The sequence below is a fragment of the Erwinia mallotivora genome, assembly GCF_000590885.1.
Taxonomy (GTDB): Bacteria; Pseudomonadota; Gammaproteobacteria; order Enterobacterales; family Enterobacteriaceae; genus Erwinia; species Erwinia mallotivora.
On record NZ_JFHN01000045.1, the window covers coordinates 97176 to 114934 of the forward strand.

General features: G+C 53.1%; 16 protein-coding genes. 4 read left to right on the top strand and 12 right to left on the bottom strand.

Annotated elements, in window-relative coordinates:
- Positions 1-4: 4 nt before the first annotated feature.
- The 10 genes from BG55_RS09275 to kup form a co-directional block, all read right to left on the bottom strand.
- Complete coding sequence (locus BG55_RS09275; RefSeq protein WP_034936805.1) at positions 5-1663, bottom strand: alpha,alpha-phosphotrehalase; 1659 nt, start codon at positions 1661-1663, stop codon at positions 5-7.
- A 301-nt stretch (positions 1664-1964) separates the two neighbouring features.
- Positions 1965-2351, bottom strand: coding sequence for a 2-iminobutanoate/2-iminopropanoate deaminase (gene ridA / locus BG55_RS09280; RefSeq protein WP_034936807.1), 387 nt, complete (start codon positions 2349-2351; stop codon positions 1965-1967).
- A 113-nt stretch (positions 2352-2464) separates the two neighbouring features.
- A complete protein-coding gene (pyrI, locus tag BG55_RS09285; protein ID WP_034936808.1) occupies positions 2465-2929 on the bottom strand; it encodes an aspartate carbamoyltransferase regulatory subunit in 465 nt (154 codons plus the stop codon).
- Between the two features lie 9 nt (positions 2930-2938).
- Positions 2939-3874 carry an aspartate carbamoyltransferase gene (pyrB, locus tag BG55_RS09290; protein ID WP_034936810.1) on the bottom strand — a complete coding sequence of 312 codons (936 nt, stop codon included), beginning with the start codon at positions 3872-3874 and terminating at the stop codon, positions 2939-2941.
- A gap of 211 nt (positions 3875-4085) precedes the next feature.
- Positions 4086-4619 carry an arginine repressor gene (locus BG55_RS09295; RefSeq protein ID WP_052018764.1) on the bottom strand — a complete coding sequence of 178 codons (534 nt, stop codon included), beginning with the start codon at positions 4617-4619 and terminating at the stop codon, positions 4086-4088.
- Positions 4620-4691: 72 nt separating this feature from the next.
- Positions 4692-6098, bottom strand: coding sequence for a YfcC family protein (locus BG55_RS09300; protein WP_034936812.1), 1407 nt, complete (start codon positions 6096-6098; stop codon positions 4692-4694).
- A 59-nt stretch (positions 6099-6157) separates the two neighbouring features.
- Positions 6158-7162, bottom strand: a complete 1005-nt coding sequence (gene argF / locus BG55_RS09305) for an ornithine carbamoyltransferase (protein ID WP_034936813.1) — start codon at positions 7160-7162, stop codon at positions 6158-6160.
- A 13-nt stretch (positions 7163-7175) separates the two neighbouring features.
- Positions 7176-8099 (bottom strand): carbamate kinase, encoded by a 924-nt coding sequence (gene arcC, locus BG55_RS09310; protein ID WP_034936817.1) that lies wholly within the window; start codon positions 8097-8099, stop codon positions 7176-7178.
- A gap of 15 nt (positions 8100-8114) precedes the next feature.
- Positions 8115-9335, bottom strand: a complete 1221-nt coding sequence (gene arcA, locus BG55_RS09315; protein ID WP_034936818.1) for an arginine deiminase — start codon at positions 9333-9335, stop codon at positions 8115-8117.
- 647 nt (positions 9336-9982) lie between these two features.
- Positions 9983-11848, bottom strand: coding sequence for a low affinity potassium transporter Kup (gene kup, locus BG55_RS09320; protein WP_034936820.1), 1866 nt, complete (start codon positions 11846-11848; stop codon positions 9983-9985).
- A 297-nt stretch (positions 11849-12145) separates the two neighbouring features.
- On the opposite strand from kup, the gene BG55_RS09325 reads away from it, so the two are divergent.
- Positions 12146-13579: an alpha,alpha-trehalose-phosphate synthase (UDP-forming) gene (locus BG55_RS09325; protein WP_034936821.1), complete on the top strand. Its 1434-nt coding sequence runs from the start codon at positions 12146-12148 to the stop codon at positions 13577-13579.
- Between the two features lie 60 nt (positions 13580-13639).
- Here BG55_RS09325 and argF (BG55_RS09330) read toward each other — a convergent pair whose 3' ends face one another.
- Positions 13640-14650, bottom strand: a complete 1011-nt coding sequence (gene argF / locus BG55_RS09330) for an ornithine carbamoyltransferase (protein ID WP_034936823.1) — start codon at positions 14648-14650, stop codon at positions 13640-13642.
- Between the two features lie 158 nt (positions 14651-14808).
- On the opposite strand from argF (BG55_RS09330), the gene rraB reads away from it, so the two are divergent.
- The gene (gene rraB, locus BG55_RS09335; RefSeq protein ID WP_034936825.1) at positions 14809-15225 is read left to right on the top strand and encodes a ribonuclease E inhibitor RraB; all 417 of its coding nucleotides are present in this window, start codon (positions 14809-14811) and stop codon (positions 15223-15225) included.
- Between the two features lie 117 nt (positions 15226-15342).
- A complete protein-coding gene (miaE, locus tag BG55_RS09340) occupies positions 15343-16113 on the top strand; it encodes a tRNA isopentenyl-2-thiomethyl-A-37 hydroxylase MiaE (protein WP_034936827.1) in 771 nt (256 codons plus the stop codon).
- Positions 16114-16127: 14 nt separating this feature from the next.
- Here the strand turns inward: miaE and BG55_RS09345 are convergent, their stop codons facing one another.
- Entirely contained in the window at positions 16128-16631 is a 504-nt protein-coding gene (locus BG55_RS09345) for a GNAT family N-acetyltransferase (protein ID WP_034936829.1), read from the bottom strand.
- A gap of 228 nt (positions 16632-16859) precedes the next feature.
- On the opposite strand from BG55_RS09345, the gene BG55_RS09350 reads away from it, so the two are divergent.
- A complete protein-coding gene (locus BG55_RS09350) occupies positions 16860-17705 on the top strand; it encodes a hypothetical protein (RefSeq protein ID WP_034936831.1) in 846 nt (281 codons plus the stop codon).
- The last annotated feature ends 54 nt before the right edge of the window (positions 17706-17759 follow it).

The window sequence follows — 17759 nt, forward strand, 5'->3', positions numbered from 1 at the left end:
CGGCTCATTGCTTCTGATACCACCAGACAGCCTCCCAGGGACGTAACATCACCTCGCCCGGCGTGACATGGGTGTCGGGATAATTACCCGCCAACACCTCCCAGTGACCACTGTAAGCGGGGGGATGCCAGACCTGCGTATCCCCACTGAAATTGGCGGCCACCACCAGTGTTTCATCGTTATGGCGGCGGCAATAGCACCACAGATAAGCGTGGTCTGGCAGCAGATCGAGGTAGTCCCCCCAGGTGAGAATCGCATAGCGCTTGCGTAACTGAATGAGCTGTTGATAGGTGTAAAAAACCGAGTTTTTGTCAGCCAGAGCGGCTTCAGCATTGACCGTTTCCAGATTATCGCACATGCCAATCCACGGGGTGCCGGTGGTAAAACCGCCATTCTCACCGGCGTGCCAGGGCATAGGGGTGCGACCGTTATCGCGCGATTTACTGGCAAGGATGGCCAGTAAATTATCACTGTCGCGCCCTTGCGAACGTAATTCTGCATACATGTTATGGCTTTCAATATCCCGGTAGTCGATGATGCGGGTAAAGTGCGGATTGGTCATCCCCAGCTCCTCGCCCTGAAAAATATAGGGTGTCCCCTGCATACCGTGCAGAACCATTGCCAGCATTTTGGCCGACTTAACGCGATATTCCCCCTCATCTCCCCAGCGGGACACCACCCGTGGCTGGTCGTGATTACACCAGAACAGCGCATTCCATGCCTGATTGTGCATTCCCTTCTGCCAGTGGCTAAAAATTGCTTTTTGCGCCACCAGATCTAACGGGGTCAGGGTCCATTTCTGCCCCTGATAAAAATCCACCTCAACGTGATCGAAACTGAACACCATCGACAGCTCTTCGCCGTTCAGATTGCCGTAACGCTGGCAGTGTTCCAGCGTGGCAGAAGACATTTCACCGACCGTCATCAGCTCACGTGGGCGAAAGACATCGCGGCTCATCTCCTGCATAAATTGATGAATGCGTGGTCCGTCGGTATAAAACCGTAAGCCGTCGCCGCTGGGATCGTCAGGAAAATCCTGTGGCTTGGAGACCAGATTCACCACGTCCAGGCGCAACCCGTCGATGCCACGATCTGCCCAGAAGTTCACAATCTGTTTCAGCTCTGCGCGCAGGCTCTCATTCTCCCAGTTGAGATCGGCCTGCTCCGGCGCCCACAGGTGCATGTAGTACTGGCCGCTTTCGGGGTGCCAGCGCCAGGCGCTGCCGCCGAATTTCGACAACCAGTTATTGGGTGGGCCGTCTGGCCTGGCGTCGCGCCAGATATAGTAAGAGCGGTAGGGGCTGGTGGGATCCAGTGCCTCATGAAACCAGTGATGCTGGGTTGAGCTGTGATTGAACACCATGTCCAGAATCAGCCGCATCCCACGCCTGTGCGTCTCTTCCACCAGGTTATCAAAGTCGGCCAGAGTGCCAAATTGCGGGTCAATAGCGGTATAGTTCGCCACGTCATAGCCGTTATCCACCTGCGGGGAGATATAGAAAGGTGTCAGCCAGATTGCATCCACGCCCAGCTCTTTAAGATAATCAAGATGCTGGATAACCCCGGCAAGATCGCCGGTACCGCTTCCGGAGGTATCCTGAAAGCTCCTGGGATAAATTTGATAAATAACGCCGTTTTGCCACCACGGTGGAGTTTTAGTCATTGCTCAGTCCTGATTATCAGGTGAAAAGTTTTGCAGCTATAAGACGGTTTTTTCTTTTCAGAGCCAGTCCGGTCAGGCTGGTTTACCTTCAGCGCCACAGAGACGCCTGGTGTGGTACACCGGTGCGAACTGTTCAGGCCTGTGCGTTCAGCTCTTACTAAGGTTAGCCATTAACGGCCAGGGTGAAATGGTCTGAGTGACTGAGAAAGTGAAAAAATTTGTCAATGGGGGAGGGGCGTTGATAACAACCTGTGACTTAACCGCAATCATACCTCTCCCACGCCGGGGAGAGGTATGGGTCTTAACGACGGATGGCGATAGCTTCGATTTCGATTTTGACATCTTTTGGCAGACGCGCCACTTCCACACAGGAACGGGCCGGGAAGCTGGCGTCATGTTCCGTAAAGAAGGCTTCATAGGCCGCATTCACAGTGGAGAAGTCGTTTAAATCCTTGACGAAAACCGTGGTCTTAACGATATCGCCTACTTTCAGCCCTGCCGCTTCCACAATGGCTTTAACATTGGCGAGCGACTGGCGAGCCTGAGCCGTCACGTCATCGGCCACGTTGCCAGTGACAGGATCGACCGGAATCTGACCAGAGGTGATAATCATGCTGCCCAGGTCAACACCCTGAACGTAGGGACCAATAGCAGCCGGGGCATTTTTCGTGCTGATTTCGCGGGACATAGTTTCTCCATGATAACGTGGGAATGAATGGGATGAGTAAATGCCGATTACGCCTGCAGAGGCAGGCTCTTATCCACCCCGAATCCGGCCCATTATAAGCCGCCCGGTCTTGATTACCAGTTCGCCAGCACCACATGGTGAGCAAACTCTTTCTCGCAGTATTTGCACTTTAAGTGCACGTCATCATTACGCTTTTTCACCGCAAAGCTGGAGTTTACCGGCTCGCTACGACTGATACAGTTGCTGTTCGGGCAGGTCAGCACGCGGTCAATATTATCCGGCAGCGTGGGGGCGATTTTGCCGACCACATCGTAATTATCAATGCGATTAACCGTGGCGTGGGGAGCATATACCGCCAGCTGATTGATCTGATCGTCAGTCAGAAAGGTATTTTCGATCTTGATCAGATCTTTGCGTCCCATTTCGCCGGAGGGCAGATTCAGACCGATGGTAATACGTTGATCCGTCTCGGTCAGGCGAAACAGTGACAGCAGTTTAAAGCCGATTTGCGCCGGAATATGATCAATTACCGTGCCGCGTTTTATCGCTTCCACCTGCAATTTATTATCGTGTGACATCATTCCTCCTTACAGAGCCAGTTCGCTGGACAGCACTAAAGCCAGCAGTGCCTGGCGTGCGTAGATACCGTTGCCCGCCTGCTGGAAATACCAGGCATGAGGGGTTTTATCAACGTCTGGCGTGATTTCATCAATGCGCGGCAGTGGATGCAGCACCTTCATCTGCTCGCGGGCACCCGCCAGGTCGGCGGCACGCAGAATAAACTGCGCTTTAACATTGGCATATTCTGACGGGTCAAGCCGCTCTTTCTGAACGCGGGTCATATACAGAATGTCCACCTGGGGGATCACCTCTTCAATGCTGTCGTGTCGGCTCCAGCTGATGCCTTTCTCATCCAGCATATCGGTGATGTAGGCGGGCATCGCCAGCGCATCTGGCGCAATAAACATAAAACGATTACCGTCAAACTTCGCCAGTGCCTGAGCCAGAGAGTGCACGGTACGGCCATATTTCAGATCGCCAACCATGGCAATGTTCAGATTGTTCAGACGCCCCTGGGTTTCCTGAATGGTAAACAGGTCGAGCAGGGTTTGGGTGGGATGCTGGTTGGCACCATCTCCGGCATTCAGAATCGGTACTCCTGCGGAGAATTCTGTCGCCAGCCTGGCAGCGCCTTCCTGCGGATGGCGCATGACAATGGCATCGACATAAGTACCGATAACAGAAATGGTGTCGGCCAGCGTTTCGCCTTTCTTACCCAGCGAGGTGTTGCTGCCGTCGGCAAAGCCCACGACGGAAGCACCAAGACGATGCATGGCGGTTTCGAAAGAGAGGCGGGTACGGGTTGAGGCTTCAAAGAAGCAGCTTGCCACCACGGTATGCTTCAGTAACTCCGGTCGTGGTCTGGCCTTCAGACTGGCAGCGGTGCGTAGCACCAGCTCCAGCTCTGCACGGTCAAGATCGTTAATCGAGATAATATGTTTCTTGTAGAGCGGGTTAGCCATCTTCTTTCTCCTCAGCCCCGTGACTGGTCAACGGACAAAAAAAAGCCCCTCAACTGAGGGGCTTTTTTTTTTTAAGATCGACGATACCAGGTAAGGAAAAACGGTGCTGCCCGCCGGTACAAAGGCGTGTCTGAGCAAGCATTTCAGCACTGTTTAACAACATAGTTCCTCCCGGCAAACGGGCGCAATTATACGCGCTTTAGCCCTGACTTCAAGGCGCAATCTCCTGCCAGCCAGAGGGAAAATGATGTTCCTCTTCAGGGCTGGCGGGGTTCAACACGTTCAGAATCTGACGATGCAGCTGGCGGGTTAACTGGTGGCAGCGTGGGGCAATCCAGACGCTGTTATTGGTTGCCACTATCCCCAGAATCTCCGCCAACTCGCTTTGCTCAATGACCCTCGCTACGGCGCGGGCATAGCCGGCAATAACCTGCACGATAACGAAGTGCTGGTTATAGTCAGCGCTGATAATCATCGCTGACAGCGGGCTGACGGCATCCGGTTTAACCTGTAGCACCGGATTTAGCATGTAAATTTTTTCTCCTCTGGCATCGGCGATTTTTATCACGTCAAGCAGCGTCAACAGCTTTGATACCGTTGACTGGCTGATATCACGGTAGCCGTGCTGGCGAAGCGCCTGCCTGATCTCCTGCTGACTGTGAAACCGGTGGTTGTCGATTAGCTGGCGACACAGCGCCAGCTGCTGTTGTTCTTTCTCAAGTGTTGCCGTAGATTTTTTAACCATCGCTTTATACTACGCTGTGGTGGGTGGGGGATAAGGCCGTGGTCAGTAAATAAAGTTCGTCGAATGATGAGGTTATAACGCGGCCCCGGCACCCATCACCGCCAGCAACAGCACCAGCAGGATCAATAACAGCGGGGCTACCCACTTCACCCACCGTATGTAAGGCACCCGGGCAATGGCCAGCCCGCCCATCACCACCGCAGAGGTGGGGGTAATCAGATTCACCAGGCCGGAAGCTGACTGATAGGCGGTGACCACCAGGTCACGATTGAGGCTGGCAAAGTCGGCCAGCGGGGCGAGAATCGGCATGGTCAGTACCGCCAGGCCGGACGACGACGGCACCAGAAACGACAACACGCCCTCAAGCATAAACACCACGCTGATAAAGCCCACGGAAGAGAGGCCCGAGACGATCTTTTCAGCAAAGTGCAGCACCGTATGGGTGATCATACCGTTATCCATTACCACCACGATGCCGCGCGCAATACCAATAATCAGTGCCACGCCCAGCAGATCCCTGGCACCTTCAATAAAGGTGCTGGTCAGCTCTTTCTCGCTCATCCGGGCAATCAGACCAGTAACGATGGCTGCCACCAGAAACACGCCAGAAATGTGGGCCATCCACCATCCCTGCACGGCGACACCGTAGATCATAATGGCGAAGGCGATGGCAAACAGCAGCAGGATTGTTTTACGCAGCGGGGTGAACGCTGGCATTGCACCGTCAGCCTGGCCTCGCAGAAAAAAAGCGCGGTGTTCCTCATGCAAATCGGCAACGATCGAGCGGGCCGGCGAGTTACGCACGCGAATGGCATAGCGCATCACCCAGCCGACGCAAATAAGCCAGCCGACCAGCAGAATGATCAACCGCAGCCCCGTACCCGCGGTAAAGGAGATCCCCGCTGCATTAGAGGCAATCACCGTGGCGAAGGGGTTGATTGTCGATCCCAGGGTGCCGATCCCGGCACCCAGCATCACCACGGCGGCGGCTACCACGGCATCGAAACCCGCCGCCAGCATCACCGGCACCATCAGTGAATAAAAAGGCAGTGACTCTTCCGTCATGCCATAAATGGTGCCGCCTGCGGCAAAAAGCGCCATCAGAATCGGGATCATCCACTCTTCTTTACCGCGCAGGCGCAGCATCACCCGCCCGATCCCCGCATCGATCGCTCCGGTTTTAGTGACTACCGCCAGAAAGCCGCCAATCACCAGAATAAACAGTGCAACATCAATCGCCCCGGCCTGGTTGGTCTGGTGGTTATAGAATCCATCACCCGGTGCCAGCACGATCGCGACCAGCCCTTGCGGCTGAGGCGGCGTTGGGTGCCAGGTTCCGGCAACGGGGACGGCCTGATTGAGCGCGGTATTCATCTCCATCTGGTACTGTCCGGCAGGAATAATCCACGTCAGCCCGGCGACCACCACAATCAGCACCAGCAAAATGGTATACGCCGAAGGAAAGCTGAATTTATGCATAACGTCTCGTCCTTTGTCGTTAACATGCCACCCACCAGTGCCGGGGGTGGCAGCCTCTGTTACATACCCAGGGTGGCGACCATCACTGCCTTAATGGTGTGCATACGGTTTTCCGCTTCATCAAAGACAATCGAATGCGGGGATTCGAACACCTCGTCGGTGACTTCAAGGCCTTTCAGCCCATAAGCTATTTCGATTTCACGTCCGGTCCGGGTGTGCTCGTTATGAAAGGCTGGCAGGCAATGCATAAATTTTACCTGGGGATTTTGCGTGGCTTTCAGCACCGCCTGATTGACCTGATAGGGCTTCATCAGCGCCACCCGCTCAGCCCAGGCGTCTTTGCTTTCTCCCATTGACACCCAGACATCGGTATAGAGGAAATCGACCCCGGCAACGCCTTCTTCCACATCCTCGGTCAGCACAATTCTGGCACCGCTCTCCTTCGCCAGTTGCCGACAGCGGGCCACCAGTTCTTCATCAGGCCAGAAGGATTGGGGGGCCACCAGACGGATATCCATCCCCATTTTTGCTGCGCCAACCATCAGGGAGTTGCCCATGTTGTTGCGGGCATCGCCAAGGTAAGCAAAGGCTATCTGATGCAGTTGTTTACCGGGTGCGTGCTCCAGCATGGTCATCAGATCGGCGAGGATCTGCGTCGGATGGAATTCGTCGGTCAGTCCGTTCCACACCGGTACACCCGCAAAGGCGGCCAGCTCTTCCACGATTTGCTGACCAAAACCACGATACTCAATACCGTCGTACATTCTGCCTAATACGCGGGCGGTATCTTTCATTGACTCTTTATGACCAATCTGTGAACCGCTGGGGCCAAGGTAAGTCACCTGCGCACCCTGATCGAAGGCGGCGACTTCAAAGGCACAGCGGGTGCGGGTGGAGGTTTTCTCGAAGATCAGCGCAATGTTTTTGCCGACCAGCTTTTGCTGCTCGTTACCGCTGTATTTGGCTTTTTTCAGTGAGAAAGAGAGATCGAGCAGGTACTGGATCTCCTGCCGGGTAAAATCCAGCAGCTTCAGAAAATGACGGTTATGCAGTGAAACAGACATAGTGGTTCCTTTTTTAATGCATTGAACTGCTGGTGATAAGCGTGCCTTTACGGCCACTCAGAATGTCGGTGGCATCGGCCAGAGAGCCAATACCGGCTCTTCCTGCGCAGTGCGTAACAAATTCACAGGCTGCGGCGACTTTGGGTCCCATCGATCCGGCGTCAAACGTCATGCCCAGCAGGTCGGCCGGTGTGACCTGGCGCAGCGCGCGACTGTCAGGTTTTCCCCAGTCGAGATAGACGGCATCCGCATCGGTGAGGATCAGCAGTGCGTCAGCGGAAAGCTGCGTCGCCAACAGCGCGGCGGAGAGATCCTTATCAATCACTGCCTCGACGCCACTGAATTGCCCCTGTGAATTACCTGTTACGGGGATGCCGCCACCGCCGTTGCAGATAACCAGATGACCCCGTTCGGTCAGTGCCAGAATCGCCTGATCTTCTACGATCCTGACCGGCATGGGGGAGGGAACCACCCGACGGACAAACTCACCATCGGCTTTCATCGTCCACCCCTGTTCAGCGGCCACCTGCTGTGCCTGCTGCGGCGAGTAAACCGGGCCGATGTATTTGGTCGGATTACGAAATGCGGCATCGTTTGGGCTAATTTCGACCTGGGTAAGCAGCGTACTGATTTGCGCTTGCGGCAGATAATTGCGCAGCGCCTGTTGCAGCAGATAGCCGATCATCCCCTGGGTTTCTGCTACCAGAATGTCCAGTGGCCAGGGAGACGTCAGATCGCAACTGCTGTTCTGCACGGCCAGCAGACCGACCTGTGGCCCGTTGCCGTGCACCAGAACAATCCGCCATTCGGCAGTCAGGGTGGCAATTGCCCTGGCTGCCTGTTCAATATTCCGGCGTTGGATATCCGCTTCCAGCGGTTCCCCGCGTTTCAGCAGGGCATTGCCCCCCAGCGCCACCACCAGTAATGGTTTGCTCATTGTTTATCCCTCTGTTTACAGTCCGTCACGTTCCAGTGGACAGCTCATGCAGCGTGCTCCGCCGCGCCCTCTGCCCAGTTCGTTACCGGGGATGGCCAGCACGGTAACCCCTGCTTTGTCATATTTCTCATTGGTCCAGATATTGCGCTCATAGCCAATCACCACTCCCGGACGCACCGTCAGCACATTGTTGGCGTCGTTCCACTGTTCACGTTCGGCTTCAAAGCGGTCGCCGCCGGTGGTAATCAGCCGCAGATGATCGAGATTGAGTGCGTGCTCAATGGCCTGCATCACGCTGCTTTCCTCTTTACGGATCAGGCCGCCGTGCCCGTCGCTGGTGAGCGTCCAGCTGCGGGTGTTGCGGTCAATCACCTGCGGATAGACAGAGAAAATATCGTGGTCGAGTTGCGTCATTACCGTATCAAGGTGCATACAGGCGCGGTGTCTGGGCAACTCAATGGCGATGACCCTGCTGGCCTGCTGATGCTGAAACAGTGAGCGGGCCAGAAACTCAATACCGCAGGAGGTGGTGCGTTCCGACATGCCAATCATCACCGCGCCGTTGCCCAGCACCAGTACATCCCCGCCTTCCAGGGTCGCCTGCTGATAGTTGGTGGTTTCATCGTTAAAATAGTGAATGAAATCATCCTGCTGAAAAGCGGGGTGCCAGCGATAGATGGCCCGCAGATTGTTGGTTTCCCGCTGACGAGCGGTTTTCGCCATCGGATTAATGGAGACGCCGTTATAAATCCAGCAGGAGGTGTCGCGGGTGAACAGATGATTGGGCAGCGGTGCCATAATGAAATCATCCGGCGCGTGCAGATCAATCGCCATATTGCTGAATGCCGGGGGGATTTCATCATAGGTCAGGCCGCCGGAAAGATAGTGGGCCAGCTGACTGTCAGCGACTCCCGCCAGCCAGCCACGGATATCGGCAGCAAAAGAGGGGCCAAGGGTATAATCAGAAACCTGTTGGTCGAGTAGCCAGCTTTTTGCCTCCGCGTTAGCCAGAGTTTCGGACAGCAGATCGGTTAACAACAAAACTTCAACGCCCTGCTGCCGTAGCGTTTGTGAAAATATGTCGTGCTCTTCCCCGGCCTTTTCTACCGATAACACATCGTCAAACAGCAGAGACTGGCAGTTGGAAGGTGTCAGTCTTTTCAGGCTTAAATGGGGCCGATGCAGTAACACTGAACGAAGCTGGCCTATTTCTGAGCCAACAAAATGTTTTTTCATATTGAATTACCTGCTTTAAGCATTAACCGCTCACCGTGACTCAATCTTTCGATTAAGAGCACGCCATTAGCATTGTGTTTGCGCAGGAATAATAATTTTCATCCGAATATTGAACGTGACATATGTCACATAAAAATACAGGGGTTTATTAAACCAATCCTGACTTGATGATGGTCATTGTTTTTATTATTTTCTTTTTAATTGAAGTGAATATTTAATGCGTTAAGATGATTTATTTTTTCAGATGCTTTTCCGATGCTGACAATAAAAGAAAAAAATAATTATTATCCTACTGTTTTATATTGCTTTTGTGACAGGTTTTGATTGAGGGTTTTATCAGGGTGAATTTTTATTGCAGATTATTTTATAAAGCTAAGATATTTATTCTTTTGTCTGCTTGTTTGCCGGGTTTTATTTTCGTGATTAAACTGAGGTTTTTATTTTTTGTTTCTGTAAATCATGAAATTAAATAAGCGGGTTGAAAGGAGTTTGCTGAGGGTATGTATTAATGATGAATAACTATTTTTGATTTTTTTTGCCATCCGGATTAAAAACAGAATAATTATCAATCTCGCTGAAAACGGCAGGTTTGCCGGTCAATATCCCTTTTACGGCCCGGCTGCCATCAGGCAACCGGGCCGTTAGCATCAGAACTCTTTCTGACCGCCCAGCTCAATGACCCGATTCGGCGGGATCATAAACTGCTCATGTGCCCGCAGCGCGTTGTGCTGGAAGAAATGGAAAATTCCGCCCTTAAGCCGTGACAGGCCCCGGCGCTTTTTCATTACCAGCGTATCGTGAGAAGTGAAAAATGAGGCTTCATTCACCGTGCAACCAAATCCCTGTAGCCCACAAAGGTGGAGGATCTCCTGCATGGCAGGCACCTCATGCCAGCCGTAGGAGGCGGTCACCTGCCAGAAAGTTGGTGAGAGCTGTTGCAGAGCGATACGATTCTGATTGTATTCCCTCGGTTTGTCGGTGGTGCGGATATGCAACAGGACGATGCGTTCGTGCATGACCCGATTGTGTTTCAGGTTATGCAACAGCGCCTGCGGGATCTCACTGACTTTTTTGGTCAGAAAAATAGCGGTGCCTTCCACCCGTTTTGGCGGCGAGGCTTCCAGTGAGTTAATCATTGCTCTGAGGCCTTCAGGGTCGTCACTGAGACGGCGGATAAGCCGTGAGCGCTCACTGCTCCAGATCAACATCAGCACCAGCATCACCATTGCCAGCATCACCGGCACCCAGCCGCCTGACAGGAGTTTAATCAGGTTCGCACCGAACAGCGTGACATCGATAACCAGCATACAGAGCAGGAAAAGGAGCGCCACGGGCAGGGGCCACTTCCAGTTTCTGAACGCCACAATGCCGGTCAGGAATGCGGTCAGTACCATCGTTCCGGTGACCACAATGCCGTAAGCCGCAGAGAGCGCCGAGGAGCTTTCGAAAGCAAAAATAATCAGCGTAACGGCGACAAACAACAGCCAGTTAACCACCGGGATATAAATCTGGCCGGATTCGGTGGACGAGGTGTAAACGATGCGCATCGGCGGCAGAAAACCCTGCCGTATCGCCTGGTGGGTGAGGGTGTAAACGCCGGTGATAATCGACTGCGCGGCTATCACTGTCGCCAGCGTGGAGAGCACAATCAGCGGGATCTGCGCCCAGCCGGGTGCCAGCAGATAAAAGGGATTTTTAACCGCTTCCGGCGTGGCGAGTACCAGGGCTCCCTGGCCAAAATAATTCAGTATCAGCGAGGGCATGGCGATAACCAGCCACGCCATTCTGATGGGCGTTTTCCCCAGATGCCCCATGTCGGCGTACAGCGCTTCCGCTCCGGTAACGGCCAGCACGACCATCCCCAGCGCGGCAAAGGAGAGTGCTTTATGACTGAGCAGAAACTCCAGCGCAAAGGCCGGATTCAGCGCATGCAGCACGCCCGGATTCATCATGATCCCTCTTATCCCCAGTACCGCCAGGGTGACGAACCATACCAGCATCACCGGTCCGAAAACGCGGCTGACCCGCTCGGTGCCGTGCTTCTGAATAATGAACAGCAGCGCGAGAATAACCACGGAAAGCGGCACAATAAAGCGGTCCAGCGCCGGGGCGACCACTTCGATCCCCTCAATAGCGGACATCACCGAAATTGCCGGGGTGATCACGCCGTCGCCATAAAAGAAAGCGCCGCCGGTCAGTCCGGCCAGCACCACCAGATGGACGGCGCGCCCTTTGACACTTTGACGCGCCAGCGACATCAGGGTCAGGATACCGCCTTCGCCATCGATATCAGCCCGCATCACAAAACAGACATACTTGACCGTAACGATCAGCGTCAGTCCCCAGAAAATCAGAGAAAGAAAGCCCATTATCGCCGTTTCTGTCACGCCACCGGCTGGCAGAATCGAGAGACACTCCTTCAGCGTATAGAGCGGACTGGTGCCAATGTCACCAAACACGATGCCCGCTGCGGCCAGCATGGCTACAGGAAGCGACTGTTTTTTTGAAGTCATAAGAGATGCGTTTTATCCGTGAGTTATCGTGAGCCAGAACAGCCCAAAAAAAACCAGCGCGGGCAGTACAGGGCATGCGTGTCTGTCGGTTTAAAGTTAATGCCAAATCGCAAGTCTGCAACATTTACCGTGCCAGTTACTTTCAGAACGATAACATTATTAAGCAGTTTTTTTACTTCCCCGCTTGATATTTTTACGCTTTTTTTATACCCGAAGCCGTTTAATGAACCGCGTCAGCAGTACCACCACAACCCGTTTCTCTGCATCCGGCAGGGAAGGCGTTATCAGGAAAAGGTTATGTCAGGTTTGATTCTGGTTTCTCATAATATGTCTCATCCCTCCACGCTTTCAGCCCTGTATAAAAGCATACTGACCCGTCGTCATGGCTTGAGTTTATGGATTGGTTGGGATGGCAAAACCGCAGAGGTGTCATCTGATACGCCGCGAGAATTTACCTTCAGCAGCGGCCAGGATTATGACTCGCTGACCTTTCCTCTCAGTCAGGCGGAGTTGCAGGATGGTTATATGAGTTATGTCCATAAAGGACTGTGGCCCGTATTTCATCAGCGCCCGGACCTGGCGCGCTTCAGCCAGCCTGGTCTGACACAATACCGAAAACTCAACGAAGCTTATGCCCTGGCGATAGCGGAATACGCCATGCCTGATGATGTTATCTGGGTGCAGGATTACCACCTGATCCCCTGCATTCAGCTTATTCGTCATGCCGGTCTGACTAACCGGACGGGATTTTTCTTTCATCAGCCATTTCCTGCCGGTCAGGGATTTGAAGCCATTCCGGACTGGCGCTGGCTGGCTGAGTCACTGCTGTGCTGCGATGTGATAGGTTTTCAGACCTTACAGGATATGAAAAATTTTCTACTGTGGGTCGAAAGCGAATTTCGTACCGAGCGGCTGGGCGCCACCTGTTTTCGTATCTTTGGCCGGATCATCACCACCGGCGTTTTTCCGGTGGGCATCGACCTGGACGATGTCGATTCACTCAGCCATACCGCTGGCTGCACGGTAACGGAGCAGGAGTGCCGGGAAACCCTGCCGGAAAATACCGTGCTCAGCGGAGGCCATCTTGATGACAGCGCCGGGCTTCCTTATCGCATCAGCGCGATGGAGGTCCTGCTGCGGCGGCATCAGGAATACGTGGGTAACATTATGCTGCTTCAGCTGGCTTCTCCGTCGGCGGGGTATTCTCACCGGGCTGCGGAAATGAGCCACGAGCTGGAAACGCTGTGCGGCGAACTTAATGGGGTGAAAGGTACGCTGGACTGGTATCCGGTGAACTTTCTCACCCGGCAGTACAGCCGCGAAGAACAGGCCGGTATCTATCGTGCCTCACGGGTGGCGGTGGTGACACCGTTAATCGCCGGGATGAGCCTGATGGCAAAAATGTATGTTGCGCTACAGGATCCGGCCAACCCCGGCGTGCTGATACTGTCGCAGTTTGCCGGGGCATCGGAGCATATGGACGGTGCCATTATCGTTAACCCTTACGATCCTGACGCCATTGCCGACGCGATTCACACCGCGCTGCATTTGTCGCTCAGCGAACGTAAAAAAATGCATGCCCGGCTGATGGCAGGTATTAAGCGTTGGGACTGCCACTGGTGGGCTGCATCTTTTCTTACCGCCCTGGAGACGATTGAAAGCGAGGCGGCGGTGCCACTGAGCGGAGGAATGGCGCTCTCCGCCTGCTTTACGCACCGTATCAGATATTAGCCACCGCCCGTCACCTGCCGGGGAAACCGGCAGGTCGATAGCAGGGGGCACAGGCGAGGGTTAATGCTGGCCGGAGAGTGTGGCCACCATGACGGCTTTAATGGTGTGCAGACGGTTTTCCGCCTGGTCAAACACCACGCTGTGGGCAGATTCAAACACGTCATCCGTGACTTCCATCCCGCCGTGCAGATCGTACTGCTCTGCCATCTGCTGGCCCAGCGTGGTCTGGTCGTCGTGGAAAGCCGGCAGGCAGTGAAGAAATTTCACCTGGGGATTGCCGGTCAGTGCCAGCATTGCGCGGTTTACCTGATAGGGCCGCAACAGGGCAATACGCTCCTGCCAGACCTCTTTCGGTTCGCCCATCGACACCCACACATCGGTATAGATAAAATCTGCGCCGTTCACGCCTTCGGCAATATCCTCGGTCAGGGTGATTTTACCGCCGGTTTTCTCTGCCGCCTTGCGACATTCAGCCACCAGGCTGGCATCCGGCCAGCAGCCTTTTGGCGCCACCAGACGCAGATCAAATCCCATCAGGGCAGCGGCTTCCAGCATGGTATTACCCATGTTGTTATGGGCATCCCCTGCATAGGCAAAGACCATTTCGTTGAAAGCTTTTCCGGGCAGGTGTTCCTGCATGGTCAGCAAATCGGCCAGCAACTGGGTAGGATGAAATTCATTGGTCAGGCCGTTCCACACCGGCACGCCCGCATGTTGTGCCAGCGATTCAACCAGCTCCTGACCATGACCGCGATACTGAATACCATCGTACATCCGGCCCAGCACGCGGGCGGTGTCTTTCATGGACTCTTTATGTCCAATCTGGCTGCCGCTCGGACCAAGATAAGTCACGTTGGCACCCTGATCGTAAGCGGCAACTTCGAAAGAGCAACGGGTACGGGTCGAGTCTTTTTCGAAGATGAGCGCGATGTTTTTACCTTTCAGGTATTGTGTTTCCTGACCTTTTTTCTTCTCTGTTTTCAGCGTGGCGGCCAGTGCCAGCAGGGCGGTGATTTCCGCGGGGGTGAAATCCAGCAGCCTGAGAAAATGGCGTTGACAGAACTGACTCATGAAGTGCTCCGGTAAGATTTTGTGAATTTAAATTCAATTTAACCGTATGAATATGCATTTTCAACCCTGCGTTACAGAAACTTTTGGATAAAGGTAGTGGCGCGAAGGGCACTGTGGGAAAATACTTGCATGAGATGCCACATACTGAGGAACGGATCATGGCAAATAAAGCATTGCTGGAAGAGCAGCAGGAAGAGACGCGACTGATCATTGAAGAGCTGCTGGAAGATGGCAGTGACCCGGATGCGCTCTACACCATCGAGCATCACTTCTCCTGTCCCAGCTTCGACGCGCTGGAAAAAGCGGCGGTGGAAGCATTTAAACTGGGCTATGAAGTGACGGAGCCGGAAGAGCTGGAGCTGGAAGACGGCAGCAAAGTGATGTGCTGCGATATCCTGAGCGAATCGGCGCTGAAGGCAGAGTTGATTGACGCACAGGTTGAACAGTTAGTCAGCCTGGTAAGTAAATTTAATGTTGATTACGACGGCTGGGGAACCTACTTTGAAGACCCGGATGCCGAAGATGAAGAGGACGACTTTCCGGAAGATGAGGATGACAACGGGGTTCGTCACTGAGTCAGGACAAGATCAGCCAGGAAAATGTCCGTTTTCCCCCCTCGAGCCGGGACAAAGCCTGTCCCGGCTGCTGAACAGACCTGTTAATCTCGCACCTGCAACGGAATCGTTGAGCGCATGAATACCGATCGCCTGCTGGCTCCTGTCCACGCCTTTTTACTGTGCCGCACGCCCCAGGCGTGGATTGATGAGGCACGTAAGCCGGAAAATCTCCCACTGTTATTAACCGATCATCTGGTTTGTGAACTGAAAGCAGCACAGACCGCAATGTGGCTGATCCGCAAATACGTTGCCGATGAGGAAAGCGGTAATGCACTGCTTGCCTGGCTGAAACCCTGGGAGCAGTTTGTTCACAGCCGCGATGCCGATCTGGCTTTTCTTGCGGAGCACAAAAGCTTGTCAAAAATGATCGTCAGTCGCACTGAAATCAGCTATGGCGATGCGCTGGTGGACAAAATGGTGCTGCTGATAAAAGAGGAATTGCATCACTTTTATCAGGTCATGGAGATTATGCAGGAGAGATGTATTCCCTATGTCAAAATCACCGCCAGTCGTTATGCCAGAGGCCTGCTGGCAGAAGTCACCACGCATGAGCCGCAAACGCTGGTGGATAAGCTGATTTGCGGTGCATACATTGAAGCACGATCCTGTGAGCGGTTTGCCAGCCTTGCTCCGTATCTGGATAACGAGCTGGCGGCTTTTTATATTTCGCTGCTGCGCTCCGAAGCGCGCCATTATCAGGATTATCTGGCGCTGGCGGCGCAGATTGCTGGTGGCGATCTTTCTCACCGGATAAGAAAGATTGGTGAGACGGAAGCCAGGCTGATTAACGATCCAGATAACGAGCTGCGTTTTCACAGCGGTGTGCCCGCCTGGTGCCTGCAGTAGCCTGTCTGCTGTGGTTATAACCGTCGCAACATCCGTACTTCGCAATCAACGTGTCCGGTGCAGCCCATCGGCGCGTCGATATGTTCAAAGCCAAGATGCTCATACAGGCGGATTGCTCGCGTCAGGGAGGCTGTGGTTTCCAGGTAGCAGCGTTTATAGCCCCGCTGGCGGGCAAACGCCATCGCCTGCACAGCCAGATTTCTGGCGATACCCATTCCGCGTATTACCGGCATAAAGTACATTTTTTGCAGTTCACAGACGTCAGCCTCACTGCACAGCAGCGGAGCCACGCCGCCGCCACCGACGACGACGCCATCGTGCTCAATAACCCAGTAAGCGCTGTCAGGGGCACTGTAGAGTTCGAACAAGCGATCAAGGTCAGGATCGGCCACGGTAAAGCCTTTGTCAGCGGTAAGACCAAACTCGGCCGAAACATCGCGAATGACGCGGGCAATATGGCGATCGTCGGCGGGTTGTATAAGGCGAATCTCTGTTTTCGCTGAAGGGATCGGGGTCATAATAATCTGTCATTGTCTGATTGCATGGCAGATGTAATAACATCTGGTTAATGAAGTTGCAATTATCACCAGAATATAAATTTCTCTTTGGAAACTCGGCCCTGTTCGCTCTAAAAAATGAATTTTGAAATTCACTGATTTAATGCAGTGATAAAGTGTCATCAGTTTTTATTATCCGGGAAATAAATGATGGCAATTAAATTGAGCGGTGAGCAAACCAGGAGTTGTATGGCTGATATTAATCATATCAGTAAAAAAGAGGGCGAAAATGTAAGGCTAATCCATAACCCGGTGAGAAAATACTTATCCAGTGCAGTGAACGTTTCAGACATTGAAATAAATAGAAAAATAATTGACTATAACATTTTTCAGAGTGCAGAAAGTGCACTGGGGCAATGTTCTGAAAAAGAGTTAAAGCAAGAAAAAAAGGCTGAAAAATATTTTCTTTCAAGGTTTAAGTGTGTGGCCAGTGAAAGAGGAATAAATAGCTCAGATACGAAAAATATAAAAGTTGCCCAGTTTCTTGGATGGCACGGCACCGGGAAACAGGTGGCACAGCGTCTTATTAATGAAGGACTCAGGGGTGATTATGAGCCAGGTGATCAGCAACTTAAAAATAATGTTAATGGTGAGGGATTTTATGTTGCAGGGAATTTGGGACATGCCAGAACATATGCGCTGAGAACGCCTCAGCAGTTAACATCCCCGGGCGGAAATGAGGGTGAAGTCATTGAAGTATGGGGCATGTTGGATATTAACAAAGCACCTTCAGTTTTTGATATCGAGGCCTCCAGAAATAAGGATTATATTGTTGTCAGGCCCGAATTTAATAAAAATATATTTTTTACTCCTCTCCGTAATGACGACCGCCTGACTGAGTCAAAACCAGGCGAAAACAAACATAAACGATCAGGGAATGCCGACATGCGGAATGCGCCAGATGTGCGCAAAAAAAGCTCAGGCAAATCAACAAAAGGTTGTCTGCCTGTTGTTGCAAGAATATGGGGAAGGATAGCCAGTATATTTAAACCGGTCGGCAGCAGCAGCCGTCAGGCACAGCACAGAACATCTTAACCGGGCCGATAAAAAAAGCCCGTTGAGCAAGCTCAACGGGCTTTATCGCAGTTT

What these genes read in the sequence shown, in the direction of transcription:
- kup (WP_034936820.1), bottom strand. Translation starts at nt 11,848, where the DNA reads ATGACTTCAAAAAAACAGTCGCTTCCTGTAGCCATGCTGGCCGCAGCG.
- BG55_RS09325 (WP_034936821.1), top strand. Translation starts at nt 12,146, where the DNA reads ATGTCAGGTTTGATTCTGGTTTCTCATAATATGTCTCATCCCTCCACG.
- arcA (WP_034936818.1), bottom strand. Translation starts at nt 9,335, where the DNA reads ATGAAAAAACATTTTGTTGGCTCAGAAATAGGCCAGCTTCGTTCAGTG.
- BG55_RS09300 (WP_034936812.1), bottom strand. Translation starts at nt 6,098, where the DNA reads ATGCATAAATTCAGCTTTCCTTCGGCGTATACCATTTTGCTGGTGCTG.
- rraB (WP_034936825.1), top strand. Translation starts at nt 14,809, where the DNA reads ATGGCAAATAAAGCATTGCTGGAAGAGCAGCAGGAAGAGACGCGACTG.
- argF (WP_034936813.1), bottom strand. Translation starts at nt 7,162, where the DNA reads ATGTCTGTTTCACTGCATAACCGTCATTTTCTGAAGCTGCTGGATTTT.
- pyrI (WP_034936808.1), bottom strand. Translation starts at nt 2,929, where the DNA reads ATGTCACACGATAATAAATTGCAGGTGGAAGCGATAAAACGCGGCACG.
- argF (WP_034936823.1), bottom strand. Translation starts at nt 14,650, where the DNA reads ATGAGTCAGTTCTGTCAACGCCATTTTCTCAGGCTGCTGGATTTCACC.
- BG55_RS09345 (WP_034936829.1), bottom strand. Translation starts at nt 16,631, where the DNA reads ATGACCCCGATCCCTTCAGCGAAAACAGAGATTCGCCTTATACAACCC.
- arcC (WP_034936817.1), bottom strand. Translation starts at nt 8,099, where the DNA reads ATGAGCAAACCATTACTGGTGGTGGCGCTGGGGGGCAATGCCCTGCTG.
- miaE (WP_034936827.1), top strand. Translation starts at nt 15,343, where the DNA reads ATGAATACCGATCGCCTGCTGGCTCCTGTCCACGCCTTTTTACTGTGC.
- ridA (WP_034936807.1), bottom strand. Translation starts at nt 2,351, where the DNA reads ATGTCCCGCGAAATCAGCACGAAAAATGCCCCGGCTGCTATTGGTCCC.
- BG55_RS09350 (WP_034936831.1), top strand. Translation starts at nt 16,860, where the DNA reads ATGGCTGATATTAATCATATCAGTAAAAAAGAGGGCGAAAATGTAAGG.
- BG55_RS09275 (WP_034936805.1), bottom strand. Translation starts at nt 1,663, where the DNA reads ATGACTAAAACTCCACCGTGGTGGCAAAACGGCGTTATTTATCAAATT.
- BG55_RS09295 (WP_052018764.1), bottom strand. Translation starts at nt 4,619, where the DNA reads ATGGTTAAAAAATCTACGGCAACACTTGAGAAAGAACAACAGCAGCTG.
- pyrB (WP_034936810.1), bottom strand. Translation starts at nt 3,874, where the DNA reads ATGGCTAACCCGCTCTACAAGAAACATATTATCTCGATTAACGATCTT.